Genomic DNA, 24,238 nt, shown 5'->3' on the forward strand with positions numbered 1-24,238 from the left:
TCCTTGACCGTAAATCATCATGAAAATTCTTTCATTAGATTATCATTAAGATATTGTTAAAATCCATCACTCTTTATGTTTCTTCAATACTTATACCGTGGTGCGTTTAATCTTTTTCATCATGTTGTGGCCAAACAGATTCACAACAGCTCCCGAAATAATCAGTACACCACCGAGGTAGGTCCAAATAGATGGGACTTCTTTGAAGATTAGAAATCCAAGGATGATGGATAAGACAATTTGAACATAAGAATAAGCTGTTGCTTTTCCAGCTGTTTGAGTTTGCATCGCTTTTGTTAAGCCGACTTGTCCTACTTGTGTAAAAATGCCGACTAATATTAGGCAGATAGTGGTAGGTAAATCAGGGACAACGAAGTTATCAGCGATCAAAAGTAGGGCTAATGGTAAGGTGATCAGCGGGAAGTAAAAGATAATGACGGAGCTATCTTCCGTGCTACTGAGTTTTTTCACAATAATATATGAAATAGCACTAACGAAAGCACCGATTAATGCAATCATGACGCTAAATAAGGGCAGGTGAGAACTTCCAGATGTTAATGTTGTTGGATTAACGATAAAAAATAAGCCTAAGATACTCAAAAAAATGCACACTAGCGTTGAAAATTGAACGCGCTCTTTTAAGAAGATGACGGCAAGTAAAGCAGTAAATACGGGATTGGTGTATTGCAAAATGGTAGCTTCGGCAAGGGGAAGTGTAGTAACAGCATAATAAACACATGAGAGTCCAATAGTACCTACAATACCTCGAACAACTAATAATGGCTTATTATTCCCCCAGACCGAAATGCCTTTACGCTTAATATCTAAATAACTAATGATAAGAGAAACAACAGCACGCGCCGCAACAATTTCAAAGACTGGAATGCCTATTTGGTTAACGTATTTAACGGTAGAAGACATTAAGGCAAAACCGAGGGCAGAAAGGAGCATAAAACGTGCGCCTAATGGAATTAAACTCTCATTGCTGGTGGTCATTAATATATGTCTTATTTAAAGTGATTAAAAATATCATAAAGGAAGCGATTTTATTAACAATGGTTGATTGTAAAAATGTAGTTAATTATTCAAAAGTAACGATCAATGCAATACTTGCTCGAATTAGACGTTGATCATAAAAAAAGAGATAAAAACATAACGGTTCTTTATCTCTTTTGTATGGATTTGTCTCTGGTTTGGCTGTTCTTATTTCTGCTTATAAAGCCCAATAAGGCCGGCACCAAAGGCAGCAATTAGACCAACAAATGCAATAATAATGTGATGGTGATGGATCCAATACATGTTCTCTCCTTAGAATGGTTTATTGTCAACCGCTTTTGCTTTCATGATCATTGGGGTAATGGTTGAGCCTTGGATCAATATTGAAAAGATCACAATAGCGTAAGTCATTAAGACAATGATTTCTTTAACACTGACATCCGGATGAGATGGTAAGTAAATATGGGCTGGGATAGCCATCGCCATAGCAAGTGCTAAGCCACCACGTAAGCCGCCCCATGTAAGAATTTTAACAGACTCTGGGTTGTATTGGCGGTAACGTGTAAAACCGATATAAGAGAGACGAATACTTAGATAACGACTTAATAATACGAGTGGGATTGCAATAATTACCGCGATGATATCAATGCGGTGGAAGCTAAAGGTGATCATCACAAAACCGATAAGAAGGAATAATACGGCATTTAAAATTTCATCGACCAATTCCCATAAATGTGCCATTTGGTCTGCCGATTGTTCTGAAATGTATTTACGCGTGATATTGCCAATTAGGATCCCTGAAACAACCATTGCAAGAGGGGCTGAAACTTCTAAATGTTCACCTAATACATAACCAAATGTAGGAATAAGCATGGTTAATATTAAGCGCATCATATTATCGCTTGAACCTTTAATTAGGTAGTGGAATATACCGCCTAACACTGCACCAAAAGCAATACCGCCAAGGGCTTCACGAATGAAAAGTAGTGCAGTACCAGATACCGTTGGCGTTGTTTTTCCAAAAGCGACTTCAAAAATAGTAACGAAAATAACTAAACCTACGCCATCATTAAATAATGATTCACCTTCAATTTGAGTTGAAATACGTTGTGGCGCCTTTAATTTTTTCACAATTGCTAATACAGCAATTGGATCGGTAGGAGAAATAAGTGCGCCGAATAAACAGCAATAAATAAAGTTGAGATCAATACCGATAAGATTGAATATTAACCATATGACAATGCCGATAAAAAAAGTAGAAAATAGCGTGCCGACAAGAGCAAGAAAGGTAATTTCAAATTTTTGGTCTTTTAAATGGTTTAAATCTATATTTAGTGCACCTGCAAATAATAAGAAACCAAGCACACCTTTTAGTAAGAAGTCTTCAAATTTTATATGTTGAATAAGCTCTATTAACGCATTTTCTTTATCTATTGAAATATAACCAAAGCTAGTTAATGCTAAAAGAATAAGCGATATAGCGATAGACCAACCTGTAATCGCAATGGTTGTTTGAAAACGTCCAATCTTATGGTTAATTATTGAAATAAAGACTGCAATTGCCGCCATAATACATATAGTGTCATATACTGACATGAAGATTTTTCTCCCAATTCTGATTATTTTCTGACAATATTATTCAGTTACGGTTATTTATAATATAGAGCGATTTTTCAAACAGAGAGAATCACTATCAATATATCATTCATATAGTATTAATATTACCCACACATATTGAAACATTTTATACAGATTGCTATTAGAATTATTTGTATTATTTCGGAATATAAATAATCAAAAATATAGCTTGAATTATAATTTATCCCTTAGCTTGTAAGGGGGAGATAAGCGCTTGCCAATAAGCGCTTATTACAGAAAAGATGTTAGTCGTTAAGCACTGAAATGAGTAATGCAGGATCATCTGTGATGATTGTTGATACGCCCCATCGAGTAAATTTAGCTACTTTTTTAGGGTCATTCATTGTCCAAATTTGCAGTACTTTACCGGCTTGGATAATTTCTTTTGCAAGTTTTTCATTGAGAAGATGATGATCGAGATGGATACTGTACAACTTCAATTTTTCATCTAATCGTTCAATATCAGGTACCCAATCTTCAATAATTAACCCTCGGCGTACTTCAGGCCATTGCTCTAAGCATTGATGAACTGCGTTATAAGAAAAACTAGATAAAATAAGACGTTCTGGATCAAAGCCATAATTTTTTATCGCTTCAATTGTTTTTGTTACTTGTAAGGCCACTTCTTCTTCGTAATGTACCTTTATTTCAAGGTTAAGATTAAGTCCATATTCATCACAAGCGGCAAGTAGCTCATGTAACGTAGGGATGGTTTCTCCTGCAAACTCTGGTGAAAACCAACTGCCAGCATCAAGTTGTTTCAATTCCTGTAGCGTTTTATGACGAACACTCCCTGAACCATTCGTACATCGACGTACGCTTTTATCATGGATAATAACAGGCACTAAATCTTCACAAAGTTGAGTATCAGTCTCAATCCACTTTGCACCTGCATCAGCGGCAGCTTTCATGGAAATCAATGTATTTTCTGGTGCAACAGCGCGTGCACCACGGTGTCCTGCAATCATATGAGAGTCCAAAATAAATAACCATGGGTTGTAAATTAACAAACTGATTTTCATCTATTTTAATGAACAATCAAGTGTTAATATCGCAATATCATGATGTCATTTTGTTACATTTGTACACATACATTCAATGATTTTTTCTCTACTCACAAGACATAAGGGTTACGTTGCATATCTTTGAAGTGATGGTTTTAGCAACAAACGAAAACTGATTTCATAATTGGTTTTGTATCTAGTCTCTGATTAGATTAGTATTCTTTGGTTGTCTGATTAAAAATATTTATCGTTACTATTTACGTCGTATTTTTAATGACTAGACCATTATAATTTGAGACAAGGAAAACGAATGAGACTGTCAGTGCTAGACCAACCTCTTTTTGATCATCTTTACCGCGATATTAGAGAGTTTCGTTCTACATTCGATCTTGATATCGAATCACCTCAAACACTAGATATTCAAGCAGACGCCTTACATACATCACTTGCTGTTGAAGAAATGACAGAACTAGCAGAAGCGGATTCTTTAGTTGAGCAAGCGGATGCGATCGTTGACTCTGTTTATGTGTTAATGGGGCGCTTAGTTCATCTAGGTGATAAACAAGTAGAAGATAATATCGGTATTAGTTATTTGATTGATATTCTGTTGCAAATGTCAGCTCGCCTAGGTATTGATTTTATGGCTTGCTGGAATGAAGTCCATTCTAGCAATATGAGTAAAGTGTGCCGTAATGCTGAGGAATACGCAGACACTGAAGCGTTTTATGCAAAGCAGGGCGTTGCACTAACGGCTAGCACCAAAGGTGATTATATTATTGCTAAGTGTGCTCAAGATGTAGATCTTGATGGGAAAATTATTCGTCAAGGTAAGGTACTAAAATCGGTTTATTATCGACCTGCCGATTTGGTCAAACTTGTTATCCGCTAATTGTTTAATTAGAACAACTATCCTCGCTCATGCGGGGATTTTTTGTTTTTATGTAATAACTATTTATATCAGTAAGAGAAGCGATCTATGAAACTACCTTCTAATACTCGAATTTTAACTCAAGACCTCTTTAAAATGACATGGCCGATGTTATTCGGTGTGTTATCGCTGATGAGTTTTCAACTTGTAGATAGTGCCTTTATCGCTCAGCTTGGTGTACTTCCACTCGCTGCTCAAGGCTTTACACTACCAATGCAAATGGTGGTTATTGGTCTTCAAGTTGGTTTAGGTATCGCGACTACTGCATTGATTTCACGAGTGTTAGGTGCCAATGAAGAAGTAAGAGCGCAACAACTCGGCGGTTTAGTTGTGCTTGTTGGCGGTATTGGTATCGCTTTACTCTGTGGTGTCATTTGGTCACTTCGTGATGTGATCATGCATTTACTTGATGCGCCAGCAAATGTACTTCCTATCATTGATACTTATTGGCCTATTTGGCTAATGAGTGCATGGTGTGGTTCGATGTTGTATTTTGCTTATAGCTTATGTCGATCAAATGGTAATACTTTGTTACCGGGTACCATGATGATGGTAACAAGCTTATTGAATATTGTTTTAGATCCGTTGTTCATCTTTAAATTTGGACTGGGTATTAATGGTGCAGCTTGGGCAACGATTACTGCATTTATTATTGGTATGCTGGTGGTTTTCCCATTAGTGATGAAAAAAAAATGGTTAAGCTTTCATTGGGCTGGCTTGAATATTATTCAGTCGATTAAAGAGCTTGGACATATCATGGCACCGGCCATGATGAGTCAATTATTGCCTCCTGTATCTTCTATGTTAGCGACGAAATTAGTCGCAGGTTTTGGTGCCGCTACAGTCGGCGCTTGGGCTTTGGGGTCGCGAATTGAATTTTTCTCTATCGTCGTTGTATTGGCTTTGACTATGTCTATGCCTCAGATGGTAGGAAAGCGGTTAGGTAAACGAGATATTCAAGGGATCAAAACCTTGATAAACATTGCCGTCTCTTTTGTCCTTGCATGGCAATTTATTATAGCAATCATCATTTTCTTACTGTCGTCACCATTAAGTTCATTATTGTCATCTGATGTCAAAGTACAGCAAGTGCTTTTAATGCACCTAACACGCGTTCCTATTAGTCTAGGCGCATTGGGTGTTTGTATGATTATGGTATCGATTTGTAATGCGCTAGCAATGCCGATGCGCGCATTATTTATTTCAGCGTGGCGTTTGTTTATCTGTTTCCTACCGATTTTATGGATAGGATCGCAACTTGCAGGTCTTCCAGGTCTATTTACTGGAGCAATGCTTGGTAATTTTGCGGCAGGGATCAGCGCATGGATTTTTTATCGAAAGGGACTTGCCTTGATCGATAAAAAATATCAATTTGAAGTAGATGCAGTAAGATAGCGTGTGAAACACGTATAAATGATGACAAGGATATGCATGCAAAGTTATGTAATTGAAGATCGTAAATTAACGTATTTAGATCAAGGTAGAGGCCCTGTACTCGTTTTGGGCCATAGCTATTTGTGGGACAGCAAAATGTGGCAACCACAAATAGAGGCATTGAGTCAGCATTATCGTTGTATCGTGCCTGAGTTATGGGCACATGGTCAGGCTGATGCTGCACCTGAAAAAACACGTACGCTGCGTGATTACGCTGATGATGTTATTGCACTACTTGATCACCTTAAGATAGATAACTTTTCGCTTATTGGCTTATCAGTGGGAGGCATGTGGGGAGCAGAGCTTGCCATAAAAGTACCTCAACGTGTTACAGCATTAGTATTGATGGATACTTTTTTAGGTTACGAGCCTGAAGTATTACATGCTAAATACTTTGCAATGTTAAATACAATTATTGAGCAGCAGGCTATTCCTGAGGCAATTATTGATAGTGTTGTTCCTTTATTTTTCCGTCGTCAAGCCGAGCAATATACGCCAGAGCTTGTTGATAGTTTTAGACAACATTTAGTGTCTCTGAAAGGTGATAAAGCAGTAGCCATTGCACAAGTGGGTAAAATGGTGTTTGGTCGTCGAGATACGTTTGACGATATAGCGCAACTTAAAGCACCTACTTTGATTTTATCAGGTATGGAAGATAATCCACGTCCGCCACTAGAAGCGCAGTTGATGCATGATGAGATCAAAGATAGCGAATATGTATTGATCCCAGAGGCTGGGCATATTAGTAACTTGGAACAACCTGAATTTGTAACCAAGCAACTTGAAGCTTTCTTAGCTAAGCACATTGAACGCTAATTAATAAATAAACATAAAAAAATGGCATAACGTGCACTTAAAGGTCTAGAAAAAGATCATTAAGCAGCGTTATGCCTTTTTTACAATAGAAATGTTAAGCCGTATAACTGACTTTATGTTGTTTAATAAATTCGATCGAGTGTTGATTAAAATCATCCGGTCTTTCTACGTTGCAAACGTGCCCGCAATCTTTTAATTCAGTCAAAAAACTAAATTTATGTCGTTGAACCATCTCTTTTACTGGCTTGATAAACATATAGTCATTTGCCCCCATCAAATACAATGTCGGTATCGACAGTTCTTTTTCTTTAAAGTACTTCATGATGGGATTTACTTCTGTTGCCAGTTTAAACCATCGCTTAAATTCATTTTGACACAACTTTTTCGCTTCTCTGACGAATAAATGTCGAGACTCGCGTTGATTTTTTTGCGGCATAACAACATAGGCAAATAAACGATATAACCACATATAAGGAATAATGTGCTTACACATATTACCTAGTTTCACTAAAATTTGAGAACGAGTGTTTAAACGTGTTACTGCGCCACCTAAAATCATCGTTTTAACTCTGTCTGGTGCTATCTCTGCTAAGTTACGAATAATGATTGTGCCCAGAGATATTCCGACAAAGTGTGCTGATTGAATCTTCAAGTGATTAAGTACATGAACGATATCTTTCGTCACACTTTTAAAGGTATAGGGATTAGCGATCATGTCTTTGAACATGTTATTGGATTTACCATGACCACGTAGATCGAGAAGTAACAAATTAAAGTGTTGTTTATACGCTTTAATCTGTTTGTACCAAATTGCTGAACTGCCACCGGCACCATGCACAAACACTACCCATTCATTACTGCTTGGGTGCGGGTAGGTTTTATAAAAAAGCATGTTGTCTGTCATCAAAAGTCCTTTATACGCAAGAAGCGTGAATCATAGCATGGTGTTATTTATTAGCTCACCTGACCACAAGATAGCTATCTTATAGCCAAAGGTAGCCACTTAGTAATGAATAATTGTAATAATTCTAACAAGATCGCATAACCCAACACTACATTGAACACAAATTAAACTACATGCTATGTTTTCTTTACTAGATATAAAAATCACTTTAAAAACATATGGATAAATCTATAAATAAAAGAAAGTGAGAGTCTTTACTGATGGTTTAAGCCGTAAAGGTGAATAAAAACGATGGTTTAAACGCTTTATGATGTTTTATTTTATTTTTTTGTATCAATCGTCTTTAATCTACACTGGATTATCTATAAAGGAGTTTTCTAATGTTTAAAAAATTATTATTAACACTTGCGTTCATTGTGCCATTTGCATCTCAGGCAGCTACAACTGATACCACTAAGCTTATCAAGAAATGTGAAACCAAATATAAGGCAGATAAGCAGAAAAAAATGGATTGTATTACCAAGGTGAAGAAGTCTGCGAAAAAAGAAGCAGATAAAGCAAAAAAGATATCTTCATCTAAAGTAACTGATAGTAAAAAAGCGTCCACGACAAAGTCAAAAACAGAAGTTAAAAAGCAACTTAAAGCCGTTAATGTGAACACTGCTTCAGCCTCAGAGCTTGCAGCATCACTTCCTGGTATTGGTGAAGCAAAAGCAAAAGCGATTGTTGACTACCGCAAAAAGAATGGAAAATTCAAAAGTAGTAAAGATTTAGAAAAGGTAACAGGGCTTGGCGAAAAAAGCGTCGGTAAAATGAAGAAATACTTAAAGTTCTAAAGTAGATCTTCGCTATAAAGCCTCTTAAACACACTAGGCTACTTATTGGTTGAAAGTGCTTAAGAGGTTTTTTGATTAAAGAGAAATGCATTAGTAAATGATTTCTTCATCTTCCTCATGTGGCATCAAATTAAGCACACTCCGTTTAATAATGTGCGGCACAATTGCATAAATAGGCATACGTTTTAAACGGCCACGAAAGCGTAATGATTTAACTGCAAAATGGTAATTAGAGTTTTGGTGTTTTGGAAAAGCATGATTGATAACTTCAGTAAATCTATCTTTATAAAGCCAGAAAATTGTACGCTGGGATTGTGATTGATTTAAATATTGTTGCATGTTGCTAGGAATCGGTAAATCGAATAATTTTTGACATAACGAAAGTGCAAGATACAGGCTGTTATCTTTTCCAATTTGCTGGTGAAGTTGAATTAAGTTATGCCAGAATAATCGCTGTTGTCCATAATGCTGAAATTGTAAATTTAAGTCGTATATATCACGTAAGCCATGATGAAAATCAACTTGATTAAAGAGCATAATAGCCTGATGAAGTACCATAGCCTCAGGAGATAAAAGCGTTGCTGGTAGGGCAATACTGGGAGATATATGATGGTGAAGTAAAGGTGCTTCTTTTAATTTATGGGTTAGTGTTTTAGGTAATAAATGATAATGAATAGCTAACTCAGTTCGTCTTTCTTTATGAACTAACGGCGTCGTTTGCTGAGACCAACGACAATAGAAAGTTTCCTCGTAGTCGGTTATATATTTATAACGCCATCCATTATTTAACAACCGTTGTAAAACAGCTTCTACAAATGACTTAGAAATTAATATCTCAATATTGTTTTTAATCCTACCTGAAAATGCCTCAACTTCAGAAAGTTGTAATGCGCTACCGCGAATATAGCGCCATGACGGTAATATACCTTGAAACTGTTTGGTTAACTCCTGATGTTCAAATTCTAATGATTGCTTTTGTTTTTCATAACTATGAAAGCCTGAAATTAGCTGTTGCTGGAAGAAAAGAGGAAGATCTTGCCAAATTTCATTACGTTCACAGGTTTTTTTTAATTGTCCTAGTAATGATAAATATCGAGCTTCCGTAATAATTTGGTAGAGAGATCTTGAATCTAAGGAAAGCAAAACCGTTGGAAGTCTCAACACATCAACCAGTCGTACTTGTTGAGAAGCCATAATTTCTTCCTAATAGATTGTTTAATTCATAGTCTAAGTATTAGTCTTTAATAATAAAAATCAAATTTACTCATAATGAAAGAGAATTTTTATTGCTAGGCAATCTTGAAATTCAGACACTTTTGGCTTCTATTGCTGCCGTTTGAAATTTGGTGACTGTAAATATTTTCTATCCATGTTCATAACTGTGAAATGCCACAATACAGCATGGTATTAATAAGTTAACATTCTGTATTTTATATAATTAATAGGTTTATTATGCATGTAAAGCCGTTGCTGGGTACAGAATTGATCTTGGGTGGTGCACGTTCTGGTAAGAGTCGTTTAGCGGAACAGCTCGCAGAACAATCTGGCTTGGTTGTTAAATATGTAGCAACAGCAACCGCTTGTGATAATGAAATGGCTGAACGCATTCTAATTCATAAACAGCAACGTCCTTCTAAGTGGATGCTGATTGAAGAGCCTTATGATTTGGCAAATATTATTCGTGAACATAGTAACAATCAGACATGCTTACTGATCGATTGTTTAACGTTATGGTTAAATAACTGCTTATTTCAACCTATTGGTAACCATTCATGGCAACAGGCAAAAACAGACTTTCTACACGCTATTAGTGAAGCAAAAGGGCATATCATTTTAGTGAGTAATGAAGTAGGGCAAGGAATAGTGCCGCTAGGTGAAGTTTCTCGTCGATTTGTCGATGAGAGTGGTTGGCTGCATCAAGCGATTGCGAAACAATCTGCACGGGTAATATTTGTAACTGCTGGTATACCACAAGTATTAAAAGGCCCGACGTTAAGCGTTGTATAAAAGGATGAGGATCTAATGGCAAAGATAACCCAAATAGATATTCTACGGCATGGTTTACCTGAAGGTGATAATTGTTTACGAGGCCACACTGATTTTGTACTAACTGAACAAGGTTTTGAGCAAATGAAGGTGGCCATCGAAAATCTCAAAGACCTTGATTGTATTGTAAGCTCCTCATTACAACGTTGCTCTTCATTTGCTGATTTTATGGCACATAAATTCATGATTAATGTTTTGCATAGCGATAGTTGGCGAGAAATGGATTTTGGAGATTGGGATGGGTTAACGCGTCAGCAGTTAGTTGAACAACTTGGGGATAATATTGACCATTATTGGCACGATCCCTGGCACGTTTGTGAAGACGGAACAGCGCCACATAATGGCGAAACGCTAGAGCAGTTTGATATTCGGATAAAGCGAGCTTGGCAAGATTTATTAACACAGCATAAAGGAAAAAAAATCTTATTGGTTACGCATTCTGGCGTTATGCGTCAGCTGTTACGTCTGTTACTAGAAATGCCACGTAATAACACCTACCTTCATCGCATTCATTTACCTTATGCCGCCAGAATGCGCATTACTGTCTATCATGATAATCAACAAGATTGGCCTCAGCTACAATGGCCGCCATTTTGTGATTAATTGCAATATCTTTACAGGATTTAATAAAACAAAACATGGATAAAATAGCGAATACAACACGGACATTAATGGTTCAAGGCACAACATCAGATGCAGGGAAAAGTGTGCTTGTCGCTGGAATATGTCGTGTACTTGCGCGTAAAGGCATTCGTGTTGCGCCATTTAAATCACAAAATATGGCGCTTAATAGTGCTGTAACGAAAGATGGCGGCGAAATTGGTCGAGCACAAGCCGTACAAGCTTTCGCTTGTGGTATTGAGCCCACCGTTCATATGAATCCAGTGTTATTAAAACCCAATACGGATATTGGAGCCCAAGTAATTGTTCAGGGTAAGGTGTTGGAAGATATGAGTGCGATTGGCTATAACAGCTATAAGAAAGTTGTTATGAAGCCTATATTAGAATCTTTCCAGCGGCTGACGGAAGAATATGATGCGGTAATCATAGAAGGCGCTGGTAGTCCTGCTGAAATAAATCTTCGTGAAAATGATGTTGCCAACATGGGCTTTGCTGAAGAAGCGGATGTCCCTGTGATTATTGTTGCTGATATAGACAGAGGAGGAGTATTTGCGCATCTCTATGGCACATTAGCTCTATTATCTGAATCTGAACAAGCGCGAGTGAAAGGCTTTGTTATAAATAGATTTAGAGGAGACATTAAATTATTAGAATCAGGGCTTGATTGGCTTGAGAAAAAAACAGGTAAACCGGTTATTGGTGTGTTGCCTTATCTGCATGGTCTAATGCTAGAGGCTGAAGATGCCATTAACGTTCAACAAATCGATGCAGAAGATAATGCTATTACGGTTATAGTGCCCGTGTTTCCACGTATAAGTAATCATACCGATTTTGATCCGTTGCGGATGCACCCACAGGTTAACCTACAATTTATTGGTAAAGGACAAGCGATCCCCCCGGCTGATTTAATTATTTTACCGGGTTCTAAAAGTGTGCGCAGCGATCTAGATTATCTACGATCTCAACATTGGGATAAACAGATACAACGTCATTTGCGTTTCGGTGGCAAAGTGATGGGAATATGTGGCGGTTATCAAATGCTTGGAGAGTCAATTTCAGATCCTTATGGTATTGAAGGGGAAAGTGGAAATACACAAGGGCTTGGGTATTTACCTATAACGACTGAAATTAAGCAGCATAAGCAACTTAAGCAAGTTTCTGGCTCTTTAACATTAACCGCGAATAATACCGTTGCTGTCACAGGCTACGAGATCCATGCGGGGGTTACGTCTGTTGAAACCGAGCAAGATGCGCCTATTAAACTCACCGATGGAGTGGATGGTATGTTAGGTGTAGATAATCAAGTTTTTGGTACGTATTTACATGGGATCTTTGAGCTGCAATCGGCTTGTAATGAAATCTTAGCTTGGGCTGGTTTAACAGATATCCGAACTTCTGATTTTCAACAAACGAAAGAAGATGGGATTAACATAATTGCAGATGCAGTAGAGCAGTATTTAGACTTAAATAACTTAGGGTTTTAGTTAGTCGAATCGAAAAAGATAGTTATTAATATATTATATTGGTTTTCTATTACTGGAATACGCGGTATATACAAACGCTATCATTAAGTTATATCAAGTAATGTACGTATTTATAATATTTAATACGTACTTTTTTTATTCTATTGACATAAAAAATGGAAAAGCTAAGTATGTAGTTTATTGACAGGCGTGGTACTTATTGGATATATGTAAAAATATAACATCAAGTAGTGGTTTAACTGCGGTATTAAATCCCTTCATTTAAAGGCAGTGGAGTTGACAATAATTATTTTTATAGAGAATTTAGTATTATCTTTGTCAATATATTACTAGTCTTAACATGGGTTTATACTATTGAGAAATCTGAAAAGGATTCACAATTAAGCAAGTAATTTGATTACTTAGTTGTTATTTTGTGCGGTTAATCTCTCATAAATTAAATGAAATTTTAATTGACCATTTTGCGATAAGGGGCAAATTTAAGTATGTAATGGTAATATTAACTGAAGATTAAAGTGATATAAATCCCAGATTTATACAGTTCAATGTCTATTCATAATATTAATTACCTTACAGGTTGGTAATAAAATACAGAAAGTATGTATAAAAATTTCATGTTTAGCTTTAATGGGTCCAATGATTCTTTTGATGACGCATAACATTGCTGTTAAACTGATTAAAAAGAACGTTCTTCTTTTATTGTGGCTGTTATTGATGTTAAAGGAATAATATGAGTAAGCTGTTATGTATCGCATCTTTATTAATGATGATGTGTTCATTAAATGTGAAAGCAGAGGATTGGAACTCATCAAGTATTGACGGACATTACGTTTTATCTGCATTGATCACGCCACCAGAACTCGGTGGAAAAAAGTTATTCTTTAAACTCTACAAAGCGAAGTATAACAATAATGGCTTTGAGCGTTTTTTAAGTCAATGCAATATTCAAGGTCTTAATGGTACCGTATCCATGCTCATTAATGGCAAGAAAATTGAGATGGAAAAGCATTGTAAGAGAAATGAAGACAATTTGAATTACTGGGCTTATACACCTAAAACTAATAATGATTTAACCTTTGTTGTATCTCAATTTAGAAATACAGAATTTGTAGATATAGAAAAAACATTTGTTAATGTTTATAAGCAAAAAGATGATTTGTTTTTTCATATATCAACACAGCGCTTCAGTGATATTTGGATGAGCCGCTAAATATATAGCTATACCATATGTATGGGAGAAGGTTTACTCACTATTCTCCCTCTCTTTCCTTTCTCCTTCTGCACACATGCACGTAGTCGATTTAGCAATCTGCGTTGTGACTATCCTCAAGGAGGAGTTGTCTTGATCTATATAGACGATACTTTTAATTTAGAACAGTTAGACTATTGATTCGTTCTTGTTCCTGTAAACCAAGCCATTCCCATTGTGTTCATTATGTTAAGGCTTGATGTATGCCTTTTTGCTATTAAAAGGCTATTCAACTTGTCGTAAGGTAGTAAGTGGTGTAATTTCTTCTTATCGCAAGGGGAATACAATGTCAAAAAGCATTTATCTATTACGCCATGGTCAAACAACGTTTAACGCTCAACAACGCTTACAAGGACATTGTAACTCAGGCTTGACGGAATTAGGAAAAGAACAAGCATCTATGATTGGCTCATCTATCAATCTAAAAATTGGTAATAAAAAGCATTGGGCTGTTTATTGCAGTCCACTTGGCAGAGCGATAGAAACAGCCAAAATAGTCTGTGAAGAGTTAGGAATAGATAGCAATTTAATAACGACTGATGAGCGCTTAAAAGAGTTTAGTTTAGGTGACTGGGAAAAATGTTTTATTCCTGATTTAGTTCAGAATAATCCGAAGCTATTGAATCATCGTGATTGGTATCTCTCAGCACCAAATTGTGAATCATATGAATCAGTTGTTCATCGAATTAAAGATTTTTTACATGATGACTTAATTCCTGATCATCTTATCGTTGTTTCACATGGTCTAACAGGTGCAGTGTTCAGAGGGGTATATGCTGCCATGAGCTACAGTGAAACCTTTGAGCAAGATTTACCACAAAATGCATTTTTTTTATTAGCAGATCATAAGATTAGCCGCATACAGTGTGAAGTATCAGTGGAAGCTGTGTAAAACAACACGTACTCGCTGTTTATTATTGCTTTTATAAATTTTAAAGTGTTATAGTTTTAAAGCTTTAGGCGACGGCTTGAAGCAGGGAGTGCAGAGAATAATAGTAATCAGCGACTATAATCTGGCTTATCACGGGTTGTGCCGACCTAACTTGCGGTGACGTTAAGTTAGGACATCGCCGACATGGCGGGATTAAGGTTCGATGAGATCGGAGCTGACTCATTGTTGTAGGTATTCCATAGTCCTACCTCCCACCTTATATAGAAACAGGCTCTTTATAGTTTGTATTATCACTAACGGTCTTTTGTAAGTTTCAGTTTTCGTTAGAGAATACGTAGATTGTGAACAATAGGTTATATGTTCATCTTCGGTTCATCTTCAGTCAGTTAATTTAGTTGTAAGCTAAAAATAACTGCTACGAGAGAGTGCAGATCAGTTTAGAAAGAAAATAGTAACAAGTGAGTTAACTATTGTTCTATCTAAATTTTATAGAGAGAGGCTTAGCCATGAAAAATTTACTTACTGGTTTTGTTGCTGTAGTTATTGGATTATTTACTGTTTCTTTTGCTGCGATAATGGCTCTTTTAATGGGCGTCGTGGCATTAATTGCAAAACCATTTATTAAACGCAAATTAGCATCAGAAGGTGTTCAATTTGAAGAGCGTACTTTTAGTGAAGGTTTTGCTGGACGAGATCGCAAAGTTGACACGGATTACCGTCAACAATCAGCACATACAGTGATTGATGGTGAGTTTGAAGATGTAACTATGCGTAAATGCTAATTATGTAGCAATCATCAATACACAATAAGTACTTAATTAAACGCCAAATGTTTATTCATTTGGCGTTTTCTTTTTCTGGTCAACTACGATTTACTGTTCTGTTTTAACTATGTCTCATTTCTTGTGTGTTGATGCATATTTACTTACCCCGATGGTACAATGCTTTAACGCTTATTAGGGAGAGACGCTATGCCATACGATTCGTTAATCACCATTGCTATATTTATTTTTGTTGCGATAGTCATTATTGCATCCTGTGTTAAAACTGTTACTCAGGGATCTGAATGGACAGTAGAACGTTTTGGACGCTATACCAAAACACTTCGTCCAGGTCTAAATTTGATTATTCCTTTTATTGATAAAGTCGGTAATAAAGTGAATATGATGGAGCGAGTGTTAGATATTCCTGCGCAAGAAGTTATTTCTCGTGATAATGCTTCAGTAACAATTGATGCAGTTTGTTTTATTCAAGTGTTCGATGCGGCAAAAGCAGCATATGAAGTATCAGATCTTGAACTCGCTATTCGTAATCTAACGTTAACGAATATGCGTACGGTGTTGGGCTCTATGGAGCTTGATGAAATGTTATCGCAACGAGATACCATTAATAGCCGCCTACTCACAATTGTCGATCAAGCAACCAATCCGTGGGGTATTAAGATCACTCGTATTGAAATAAAAGACGTACAACCGCCTACAGATTTAACCGCAGCAATGAACGCGCAGATGAAAGCTGAACGAAACAAACGTGCTGAAATTTTGGAAGCTGAAGGTGTGCGCCAAGCTCAAATTCTCCGTGCTGAAGGACAAAAGCAATCAGAAATTTTAAAAGCTGAAGGTGAAAAACAGTCAGTGATTCTGCAAGCAGAAGCGAGAGAGCGTGAAGCCGAAGCTGAAGCCAAAGCAACGAAAATGGTATCAGATGCAATAGCGAACGGTGATGTTAAAGCAATTAATTACTTTGTCGCGCAAGGCTATACGGAAGCACTAAAAGCGATAGGGCAGTCTGAGAATGGTAAAGTCATCATGATGCCATTAGAAACCACGGGCTTGATGGGTTCTGTTGCCGGTATTGCCGAGTTATGGGGTAATAAAACAGATAAAGGTGGGAATGCATGATCGACTTACTAGAACAAATGAATTTCTGGCATTGGATAGCATTAGGCTTAGTGTTATTGCTACTTGAACTACTTGGCACTGCTGGGTATTTATTATGGCTTGGTATTTCAGCTGTTCTAGTCGGCGTCTTATTAATAATGTTACCTGTTTCATGGCCCTTACAGTGGGTTTGTTTTGCAGTATTTGCGCTATTTACCACTTGGTTATGGTGGAGATACCAGCATAAAAAAGACAAAACGGATGCCTCTGTTTCAAAATTAAATCAACGTGGCGCTCAATTGATTGGTCAAATTATTACAGTAGAAAAAGCAATGAATGCTGGAAATGGCCGATTGCAACTTGGTGATACCACATGGAGTGTTAAAACAGACGTTGATTTAGTTGAAGGGCAGAAGGTTGTGGTCGTTGATGTAGAAGGCATAACCTTAATTGTAAAACCTTCATAATAAAAAATGCGCAGTACAGAGTACTGCGCATTTAATTATTTATTTGTTGAGCTTGATGAAGAGTATGAAAAAATCGCATAAGGATTTGCTTCACTGGTGTTATTCCAGACAAATCCTGTTGTATTATCAAGCATTAATACTAGATGAGGTTGCTCGTACACTAAGTAACTAAAAAAAGGTTTATTATTTTGAAAACCTTGTTCAACTAAACTACTATGCTTTAAAGCGAGTGATTTCTTTTCATCAAAATTTACACTTGGTTGATAAGACCAGTGAAACATTTCAGGCTCAATTTTCACCGTTTTCAAAAACTGAGAACCTTTATCATACAATATTGCTTTGGCTGCGCTGATAGAGAGAGGGTGAAACATGCCACTCTCTTTCTCTTGAATAAAAGACATCATTGAATAATTAAAGATGCCGTTTTTATTGGTTGGAGTAAGAAAGAGATGCGTAACCTTTGATTGAATACCTGATTTATCAATATATGACGTGTAGGCAATTGACGTTGGTTCTTGCGTATTCTCAGTATGAATAATCGGTGTACCGTGATAGTTCTTTTTATTGTTAACGACAATATCAGCAAATGTCGACCACTCATTTGGTACTATTTTATAGCTAAAATCACTATTCTTTTTACAAACTTTATTGCTGTCTACAGTGCACCATGCCGCAGAATAAAAACTATCTGTCTTATAAAGATAGACTCGTTGATTTTTAGTCGTAATTGAACCGAACTTATTAACTTGTTGATTAATAATCTCTTTTACTTTACCCCGTAGATCTGCGAGATCTTCAGCATTTGACGCTATATAAGTAAAATCATTGCTACCAACTCGATCTTTATCAATTAAATAGTATTTTGGCGATCCAGAATAAGGATATTTCATCCAAGCGATTCCACTGATAATCACCACTAAACTAATGGCGGAAAGAGCGATTGTTTTTTTTCCGATTTTCTTTAATGGAGATAAACGTTGAGAGTCTGATAAATCAACCGTCTCTCGAGTGAATTCTCGAATTTGATAACCGACACGTGGCAATGTTTCTATTACATCACCTTTTTTTTCTTCATTCAGCTTCACACGTAGAGCGCGAATGACTTGAAATAAAGAAGCTTCAGTTACAATGCGATCGGGCCAACCTACATTTAAGAGTTCATTTTTTGTTACGGGTTTACCATAATTATCTATGAGATACGATAAAATGTATTGCTCAGATAAGTTTAACTTGAGCGTAGATTCTGGTGTTTTAAGAACGCCTTGGCTCTCTACATAACACACATTTGTCTGGAATCTTATCTGCTCAGTATTTGGCATCCATGAACCTCTAACTATTGAAATCATTCAATTTTGTATAATATCACGAAGTTATGTAAAACTGCTGCATTAAGTTTGCATTGAGCATTTTAAATTGTTGCAACTTTTTAATTAAGAGGGGATTTAACCGTAGAGTATGATTAGTAAAATGAAAACAATATCAGCAGTCAAAAAGACAAATTGAGGCGTTGAATATCATTTTATAAATTGATGTTATGCTTATTCCTTTGTTATCTTGATTACATTCGCACTTCATTTTTCTAACAAAAAAAGGAGCAGCAAATGCTACTCCTTATGTTCTATAGTTATAAAAATATAACTACTTTTGAAAGATCATATTGAATTCACGTTTCATTGGTGGATTTTGACGTGCTTTCTTAAGTTGCTTACACATATCTTTCACACAGCTATGAAGAACTTTATCAAGTGCAGATGCTTTGTATTCTGCTTGCTCTTCAGCACTCATGTCTTCAGGGAACGTTGTACCTTGCATTTCACTTAGGAAATCAACACCTGAGTAGCTTTGGCTTAGTGCAACTAGAGCATGAAATTGCTCGAAGTTATCTAATACATTTTGCGCACTTGCAGGCAGTGAATTCCATGCTTCGCGTGTACTTGGCTCAGAAACTTTGTAGACATTAACTAGCATATCAATAAGTTCTGCTGGTACTTTCTCAAATTTTACAACTTGACGAAGTTCTGGTGAACAGTCTTCTAGCGTTAACGTTTCTTCTTCAACGATTTGACCATCGTTTTTGTTCATCTCAGACATGGCTTTTTCCTACAGCATAAGTTTAAGGAGGAGAATCCTATATTTCTAACGTCAAATGTCAATATATCATGTAGAGAACAGTAATAAATCGATGTTTTACCTTGATGTGATTATTGTCCCATCATGCTTAAAAAGCTTGTTTTCATCTCAACTATTGATCCATTGTAAGCCTAAATTAAATTAGGCATGTAAAATGCTTAATAACTTAGACTAAAAATACTTTTAAGGTATCTTTATGAAGCCGATGAACATTTTATTAGTTGATGATGTCTTATCTGAACGACTGTATCTTGAACTAAGGTTGAAAAATCTGGGTCATATGGTTAAAGCTTTTTCTTCAGGACAGGATGCACTTAACAGTTATGCTAGCTTTGATCCCGATTTAGTGCTTTTAGATATCTGTATGCCAGATATGCAAGGTACTGAACTTGCACAGAAAATACGTGCGTGTTTTCCTGAATGGGTACCAATTATATTTCTGAGTGCGCATTCAGAGCCTGAACTCATCGCAGAGGCGATTGATAAAGGTGGTGATGATTATCTGATCAAGCCTGTTAATAGCATGGTGCTATCGGCTAAAATTAAAGCTATGCAACGTATATCGGTCATGAGACGCCAATTAAAACAAACCTCAATTCAGCTACAGCAAGCAAATGATCTATTGTCACAGCAAGTCAATGAAGATGGCCTTACTACTTTAGCCAATCGTCGTTATCTCGATCAAAAATTGAGTGAGCTAGTGTCGCTACATGGCCGAAATGGTTTGCCGTTAACGATTATTATGCTTGATGTCGATCACTTCAAATCATTCAATGATCATTATGGTCATATTGAAGGAGATACTATCTTAAAGCTGTTGGCATATCAGTTGAAAACTAAATTCAGCCGTGCGGGAGAAATTTGTGCACGATATGGTGGTGAAGAGTTCGTTATCCTTCTAAGTAATTGTAATAGTCAACAAGCTATCAAAGAGTGTGAACGCTTGAAAGAAGGGATTATCTCTTTAGCAATTAAACATGAATATTCTGATACAGCGAAAATTTTAACCGTGAGCCAAGGTGCTATTTCTTGGATACCTACAGGTTTAGAAAGTATTGAGAATTTATATCAGGAAGTAGATAAGTTGCTTTATCAAGCGAAAGCAAAAGGGCGTAATCATTATGTTGCTGCGGATTACCTTAATCTACCTGTTGATCAAAGTGAAAACTAATATTGTGAGTTAATAGAGTAAGTTATTGTTGTCTGAAAAGCAGACAAACTGTAATTTTACAGCTTGCTGTTGGCATATAACGTGATAATCTCTTGTTAAGAACAAAAATAAAGCTTCAATGTAGTCGTTAATATATCGATATTATCTAATTTTAATGAGTTAGTTTTATAAAGGGTGAAAGATGGGCATGGAAATTAATTTAACGCAAAATCAAGCTCGCGTAATTGGTTGTATGCTTGAAAAAGAAATCACAACTCCAGATCAATACCCATTGACACTTAATGCGTTAACCACGGCATGTAATCAAAAAAGTAGCCGTGAACCTGTTATGTCACTTGATGAAGCAACAGTACTCGACACTGTTGAGGAATTAAAAGCAAAACGTATGGTTGCCGATGTCAGCAGTTTTGGTAGTCGAGTATCAAAATTTCAACATCGCTTCTGTAATACCGAGTTTGGTAGTTTACAATTTACAAAACAAGAGCTCGGAGCAATGATAGTGTTATTACTTCGAGGGCCGCAAACTGCCGGTGAAATCCGTACTCGTACTAATCGGTTATGTGAATTTACGGACGTACGTGAAGCTGAAGCTGTGTTAACTAAGCTATCAAGTGATGAGAAAGGCCCATATGTTGTAAAACTACCTCGAGAGCCAGGTAAACGTGATTGTCGTTACATGCATTTGCTAAGTGGTCAGATTGATATTTCAGCATATGAAAGTGCAGTACAAGCTGTAACAAGTGGTTCAGGCAATAATGAACGTATTAGCCAACTTGAAAACGATGTAGAAGAATTAAAACAAAAAGTGGCAGAGTTACAGGCAATCATTACTTCATTAACTGAATAGATCTGATTAAATGGATACGTTTAGCATTGTTTTATTGCGCTATTAAACCATCCATGATTGAATACCCACACGAACAGGTTCAGCATTGCTGAACCTGTTTTTGTTTTCATGAGATGAGTATTGGATGAGTAAAGAAACGACAAAAGACGTAACATCTTGGTATGTCTATTTAATCAGAACTTCCTCTAATACGTTATATTGCGGTGTAACGACCGATATAGAGCGTCGGTTTGCAGAGCATCAACACGGTAAAAAAGGTGCAAAGTACCTTAAAGGAAAAGGACCACTCACATTGGCTTGGTCGCAAAAAGTACTCAATAAGCGTGATGCGATGGTGTTTGAATATAAAATAAAAAAAACACTGACTAGAGTACGCAAAGAACAGTTAATAAAAATAAACACTGATCTTTATCTGTTATTTCCGCAAAATTAAGCCGCAGTAACATACAATCCTCATCCGCTGTAAAGCATATTGATAACTAATTGTTTTTAAACAGTTAGCCGAAAGGACAAAAATTTTACTGTTATGCGCGCCAGAAATGGCACTAATTATGTAAGACATAACCTCAACGGAGGGCGTATAACATGCAACAGAACAATAATAAGGTTTACTATATGGCTACCAATGCCACTATTTACAAAGTACAAATGAACGTGGCAGACATGGATCGACATGTCTATTTAGATCAGCAACATACTATTGCTTGTCATCCATCAGAAACTTTACAACGTTTCATGTTACGCGTCATTGCTTGGGGCTTAAATGCGGATCACAACTTGCAGTTTACAAAAGGTGTAAGTAGTACGGAAGAGCCTGATTTATGGACGAAAAGTTTAATTGACGATATTGAATTATGGGTTGAGCTTGGCTTGCCTGATGAGAAACGTATCCGTAAAGCGTCACATAAATCAGAGAAGGTGATTATTTTTGCTTATGGTGATAATGCAGCTTCTATTTGGTGGCAAGCAAATGAAAGTAAAATCAATGCATTAGATAATGTTTCTGTGGTCTATATTCGCGATGAAGTGTTGAAACAGCTAGAAAGTGTGGTGGAACGTACCATGCAATTACAGCTAACAATCGAAGGTGAACAGGCTTGGTTGAGTGCGGCGAATGCGAACGTAACAATCATCCCTGAATGGTGGAAGCGCTAATTTTAATTATTAAATGTTTCGCTTAACATTGGTTGTATACGAATAATTTACGACATAACCCCGAAGTGGATTAGTAGCGAGTTAAACGTGTCATACCGTAAGTTATAATGTTAAGACCAAACATACTAGGTGACGTAGACGAGTCTATGTCACCTTTTTTTTGCTTGTTTTATGATTTGATTCAGTTTTTATTAGTCGGTGCCTTATATAATAAAGCAGTAACAGCTTTACGTTTTTGTGAGTTGTGATTAATTATGATTATCAATATTGAAACAGTTTTATCAGTATTAAGTGAGTTTCTTATCTTTGTCATTATGCAATCATAACTAAGACGCATTATGCCACTTATCCCTTATTAAAAAACAATATAGGGCTGTATCAACAGCGTGAAATATCAGAGAGTATTCATTCATCTTGCTGCGAATAAGGACGATTTATGCCTAAACGAATTTATGAACTAGCAACCATAATTTGGGATTATCACCAGTTGAGTCATGAGATAGTAAAGAGTGATTGTATCTTTGTGCTAGGAAGTAACGATGAACGTGTCGCTGAGCGAGCGGTAGAACTTTATAAGCAAGGACTTGCACCTTGTATCATTTTCTCTGGTGGCGTCGGTGAGCTAACCGAAGGCTTATTTAACACTTCAGAAGCCGAACATTTTGCAAAAATAGCGCTAGATATGGGGGTGCCAAAAGAGGCGATTTTGATTGAGCCTGAGTCAACCAATACAGGTGAGAATGTCCTTTTTACCCGTCGTTTATTACAGCAAAAAGGGCTGACACCGAGCAGCTTTATTCTCGTTCAAAAGCCTTTTATGGAGCGACGTACACTGGCGACGTTTGAACAACAATGGCCTAACATGAAAGCTATCGTGACATCTCCGGTAATTCGTTTTGATGATTATGCAAATGATACAATCAGTTTTGGTGATTTGATTAACGTGATGGTTGGTGATTTACAGCGTATCCGTTTTTACCCAGAGTTAGGATTCTCAACACCACAACCAATACCTAATGAAGTATGGGATGCGTTTGAGCGTTTAGTCAGTTACGGTTTTGATCAGCATTTATCAGCAGAATTAACAGCAAAAGCGTCTTAATGCTTTTATCGTATAGTATTGGTTAAAGAAGATGAGCTGAGTTGATTTTTATTTAATAACTTATAGTTTAGAAAGTCGTTTAGAAAGCAAAAAGGCGAACAATGAATGTTCGCCTTTTTCTTTGACACTTAAAGTCTATTAAAATGCTTTAGGTGCGTAACCTGTAACTTCTTTTAAACCCATGCTGCGGCCTAAAGCCGTCATAGGGTGAACAACAACTAGGCCTTTAACTGTTTTCTTCAGTTTGCCCATATCTGCTTGTTCAGCTTTAGTTAGTACACGGTTAAAAGCAAGAGACTTAACATCTTTACCTTTGCTACTCACTTCAGATGATTTACGGTGTTTAACGTTTTGAGCTTTTTTATTTAGCTTGGTAAGCTCATCTTTAAACTGTTTGATGATAACTTTGTCATCTCGTTGAATAGCAGCAGCAAGTTTACGCTGGCACTTGTCCATACGGTTATTAAGATTTTGAAGCTCTTGGTTTAAATTCATGTGTTTTCATTACCTTCGTATTTACGCTCGCAATACACCAAATCGCAGTGTTTTCAGCGAGTAGGGTATTGAGTTCTGAATATTATACCTTATATATGCTAAATCGTGAGCAATATCATGAAAGTATTTTTAGTTCTGATAGG

At 36.6% G+C, this 24,238-nt stretch carries 25 protein-coding genes; 17 read left to right on the forward strand and 8 right to left on the reverse strand.

The features are described from left to right. Positions 1–90: 90 nt before the first annotated feature. The 3 genes from C9J45_RS05230 to C9J45_RS05240 form a co-directional block, all read right to left on the reverse strand. Complete coding sequence (locus C9J45_RS05230) at positions 91–996, reverse strand: DMT family transporter (protein WP_107292255.1); 906 nt, start codon at positions 994–996, stop codon at positions 91–93. A 312-nt stretch (positions 997–1,308) separates the two neighbouring features. After that, positions 1,309–2,592: a sodium:proton antiporter gene (locus C9J45_RS05235; protein WP_199187082.1), complete on the reverse strand. Its 1,284-nt coding sequence runs from the start codon at positions 2,590–2,592 to the stop codon at positions 1,309–1,311. A gap of 287 nt (positions 2,593–2,879) precedes the next feature. Further along, the gene (locus tag C9J45_RS05240; RefSeq protein ID WP_107208520.1) at positions 2,880–3,602 is read right to left on the reverse strand and encodes a glycerophosphodiester phosphodiesterase family protein; all 723 of its coding nucleotides are present in this window, start codon (positions 3,600–3,602) and stop codon (positions 2,880–2,882) included. Positions 3,603–3,948: 346 nt separating this feature from the next. Between C9J45_RS05240 and C9J45_RS05245 the strand changes: the two genes are divergently transcribed. From C9J45_RS05245 to C9J45_RS05255, 3 genes are all read left to right on the forward strand, one after another. Further along, a complete protein-coding gene (locus tag C9J45_RS05245; RefSeq protein ID WP_107247158.1) occupies positions 3,949–4,527 on the forward strand; it encodes a nucleoside triphosphate pyrophosphohydrolase family protein in 579 nt (192 codons plus the stop codon). An 87-nt stretch (positions 4,528–4,614) separates the two neighbouring features. Further along, positions 4,615–5,961 carry an MATE family efflux transporter gene (locus C9J45_RS05250; protein WP_107292256.1) on the forward strand — a complete coding sequence of 449 codons (1,347 nt, stop codon included), beginning with the start codon at positions 4,615–4,617 and terminating at the stop codon, positions 5,959–5,961. A 36-nt stretch (positions 5,962–5,997) separates the two neighbouring features. Continuing rightward, positions 5,998–6,816, forward strand: coding sequence for an alpha/beta fold hydrolase (locus C9J45_RS05255; RefSeq protein WP_107208523.1), 819 nt, complete (start codon positions 5,998–6,000; stop codon positions 6,814–6,816). 94 nt (positions 6,817–6,910) lie between these two features. Here the strand turns inward: C9J45_RS05255 and C9J45_RS05260 are convergent, their stop codons facing one another. Continuing rightward, positions 6,911–7,720, reverse strand: a complete 810-nt coding sequence (locus tag C9J45_RS05260) for an alpha/beta fold hydrolase (protein ID WP_107292257.1) — start codon at positions 7,718–7,720, stop codon at positions 6,911–6,913. A 380-nt stretch (positions 7,721–8,100) separates the two neighbouring features. Between C9J45_RS05260 and C9J45_RS05265 the strand changes: the two genes are divergently transcribed. Beyond that, a complete protein-coding gene (locus C9J45_RS05265; protein ID WP_107208525.1) occupies positions 8,101–8,556 on the forward strand; it encodes a helix-hairpin-helix domain-containing protein in 456 nt (151 codons plus the stop codon). Positions 8,557–8,646: 90 nt separating this feature from the next. Here the strand turns inward: C9J45_RS05265 and C9J45_RS05270 are convergent, their stop codons facing one another. Then, complete coding sequence (locus C9J45_RS05270) at positions 8,647–9,750, reverse strand: nucleotidyltransferase family protein (RefSeq protein WP_107291085.1); 1,104 nt, start codon at positions 9,748–9,750, stop codon at positions 8,647–8,649. 258 nt (positions 9,751–10,008) lie between these two features. Between C9J45_RS05270 and cobU the strand changes: the two genes are divergently transcribed. The 8 genes from cobU (at position 10,009) to C9J45_RS05310 (ending at position 17,195) form a co-directional block, all read left to right on the forward strand. After that, the gene (cobU, locus tag C9J45_RS05275; protein WP_107208527.1) at positions 10,009–10,563 is read left to right on the forward strand and encodes a bifunctional adenosylcobinamide kinase/adenosylcobinamide-phosphate guanylyltransferase; all 555 of its coding nucleotides are present in this window, start codon (positions 10,009–10,011) and stop codon (positions 10,561–10,563) included. A 15-nt stretch (positions 10,564–10,578) separates the two neighbouring features. Further along, the gene (locus C9J45_RS05280; protein WP_107247160.1) at positions 10,579–11,205 is read left to right on the forward strand and encodes a histidine phosphatase family protein; all 627 of its coding nucleotides are present in this window, start codon (positions 10,579–10,581) and stop codon (positions 11,203–11,205) included. Positions 11,206–11,240: 35 nt separating this feature from the next. Beyond that, the gene (locus C9J45_RS05285; RefSeq protein ID WP_107292258.1) at positions 11,241–12,707 is read left to right on the forward strand and encodes a cobyric acid synthase; all 1,467 of its coding nucleotides are present in this window, start codon (positions 11,241–11,243) and stop codon (positions 12,705–12,707) included. Between the two features lie 730 nt (positions 12,708–13,437). Further along, positions 13,438–13,917 carry a hypothetical protein gene (locus C9J45_RS05290; RefSeq protein ID WP_107208530.1) on the forward strand — a complete coding sequence of 160 codons (480 nt, stop codon included), beginning with the start codon at positions 13,438–13,440 and terminating at the stop codon, positions 13,915–13,917. A gap of 325 nt (positions 13,918–14,242) precedes the next feature. Next, positions 14,243–14,848, forward strand: a complete 606-nt coding sequence (locus C9J45_RS05295; protein WP_107208531.1) for a histidine phosphatase family protein — start codon at positions 14,243–14,245, stop codon at positions 14,846–14,848. 506 nt (positions 14,849–15,354) lie between these two features. Next, positions 15,355–15,630, forward strand: coding sequence for a hypothetical protein (locus C9J45_RS05300; protein WP_105062330.1), 276 nt, complete (start codon positions 15,355–15,357; stop codon positions 15,628–15,630). A gap of 189 nt (positions 15,631–15,819) precedes the next feature. Beyond that, entirely contained in the window at positions 15,820–16,749 is a 930-nt protein-coding gene (locus C9J45_RS05305) for an SPFH domain-containing protein (RefSeq protein ID WP_107208532.1), read from the forward strand. Then, on the forward strand, positions 16,746–17,195 hold the full coding sequence (locus C9J45_RS05310) for an NfeD family protein (RefSeq protein ID WP_107208533.1): 450 nt from the start codon (positions 16,746–16,748) through the stop codon (positions 17,193–17,195). Before C9J45_RS05305 ends, C9J45_RS05310 begins: the two co-directional genes overlap by 4 nt. A gap of 35 nt (positions 17,196–17,230) precedes the next feature. Here the strand turns inward: C9J45_RS05310 and C9J45_RS05315 are convergent, their stop codons facing one another. Together C9J45_RS05315 and C9J45_RS05320 are read right to left on the reverse strand one after the other, a co-directional pair. Beyond that, a complete protein-coding gene (locus C9J45_RS05315; protein ID WP_107208534.1) occupies positions 17,231–18,514 on the reverse strand; it encodes a winged helix-turn-helix domain-containing protein in 1,284 nt (427 codons plus the stop codon). 319 nt (positions 18,515–18,833) lie between these two features. Further along, positions 18,834–19,286: a DUF3069 domain-containing protein gene (locus C9J45_RS05320; RefSeq protein WP_107292259.1), complete on the reverse strand. Its 453-nt coding sequence runs from the start codon at positions 19,284–19,286 to the stop codon at positions 18,834–18,836. 235 nt (positions 19,287–19,521) lie between these two features. Between C9J45_RS05320 and C9J45_RS05325 the strand changes: the two genes are divergently transcribed. The 5 genes from C9J45_RS05325 to C9J45_RS05345 all read left to right on the forward strand — a co-directional run bounded on the left by C9J45_RS05325 (position 19,522) and on the right by C9J45_RS05345 (position 23,600). Further along, the gene (locus C9J45_RS05325; RefSeq protein ID WP_107208536.1) at positions 19,522–20,496 is read left to right on the forward strand and encodes a diguanylate cyclase; all 975 of its coding nucleotides are present in this window, start codon (positions 19,522–19,524) and stop codon (positions 20,494–20,496) included. Between the two features lie 187 nt (positions 20,497–20,683). Further along, positions 20,684–21,343 carry a YceH family protein gene (locus tag C9J45_RS05330; RefSeq protein ID WP_199187080.1) on the forward strand — a complete coding sequence of 220 codons (660 nt, stop codon included), beginning with the start codon at positions 20,684–20,686 and terminating at the stop codon, positions 21,341–21,343. A 124-nt stretch (positions 21,344–21,467) separates the two neighbouring features. Then, the gene (locus tag C9J45_RS05335; RefSeq protein WP_107292260.1) at positions 21,468–21,776 is read left to right on the forward strand and encodes a GIY-YIG nuclease family protein; all 309 of its coding nucleotides are present in this window, start codon (positions 21,468–21,470) and stop codon (positions 21,774–21,776) included. Between the two features lie 182 nt (positions 21,777–21,958). Continuing rightward, positions 21,959–22,498, forward strand: coding sequence for a YaeQ family protein (locus C9J45_RS05340; RefSeq protein ID WP_199187085.1), 540 nt, complete (start codon positions 21,959–21,961; stop codon positions 22,496–22,498). A 436-nt stretch (positions 22,499–22,934) separates the two neighbouring features. Next, positions 22,935–23,600, forward strand: a complete 666-nt coding sequence (locus C9J45_RS05345) for a YdcF family protein (protein WP_107247165.1) — start codon at positions 22,935–22,937, stop codon at positions 23,598–23,600. 138 nt (positions 23,601–23,738) lie between these two features. On the opposite strand, the gene C9J45_RS05350 is transcribed toward C9J45_RS05345, so the two are convergent. After that, positions 23,739–24,095 (reverse strand): YibL family ribosome-associated protein, encoded by a 357-nt coding sequence (locus tag C9J45_RS05350; protein WP_006643799.1) that lies wholly within the window; start codon positions 24,093–24,095, stop codon positions 23,739–23,741. Between the last annotated feature and the right edge of the window lie 143 nt (positions 24,096–24,238).

Origin of the sequence: Photobacterium sp. GB-1 (assembly GCF_003026165.1) — a bacterium.
Taxonomy (GTDB): domain Bacteria; phylum Pseudomonadota; class Gammaproteobacteria; order Enterobacterales; family Vibrionaceae; genus Photobacterium.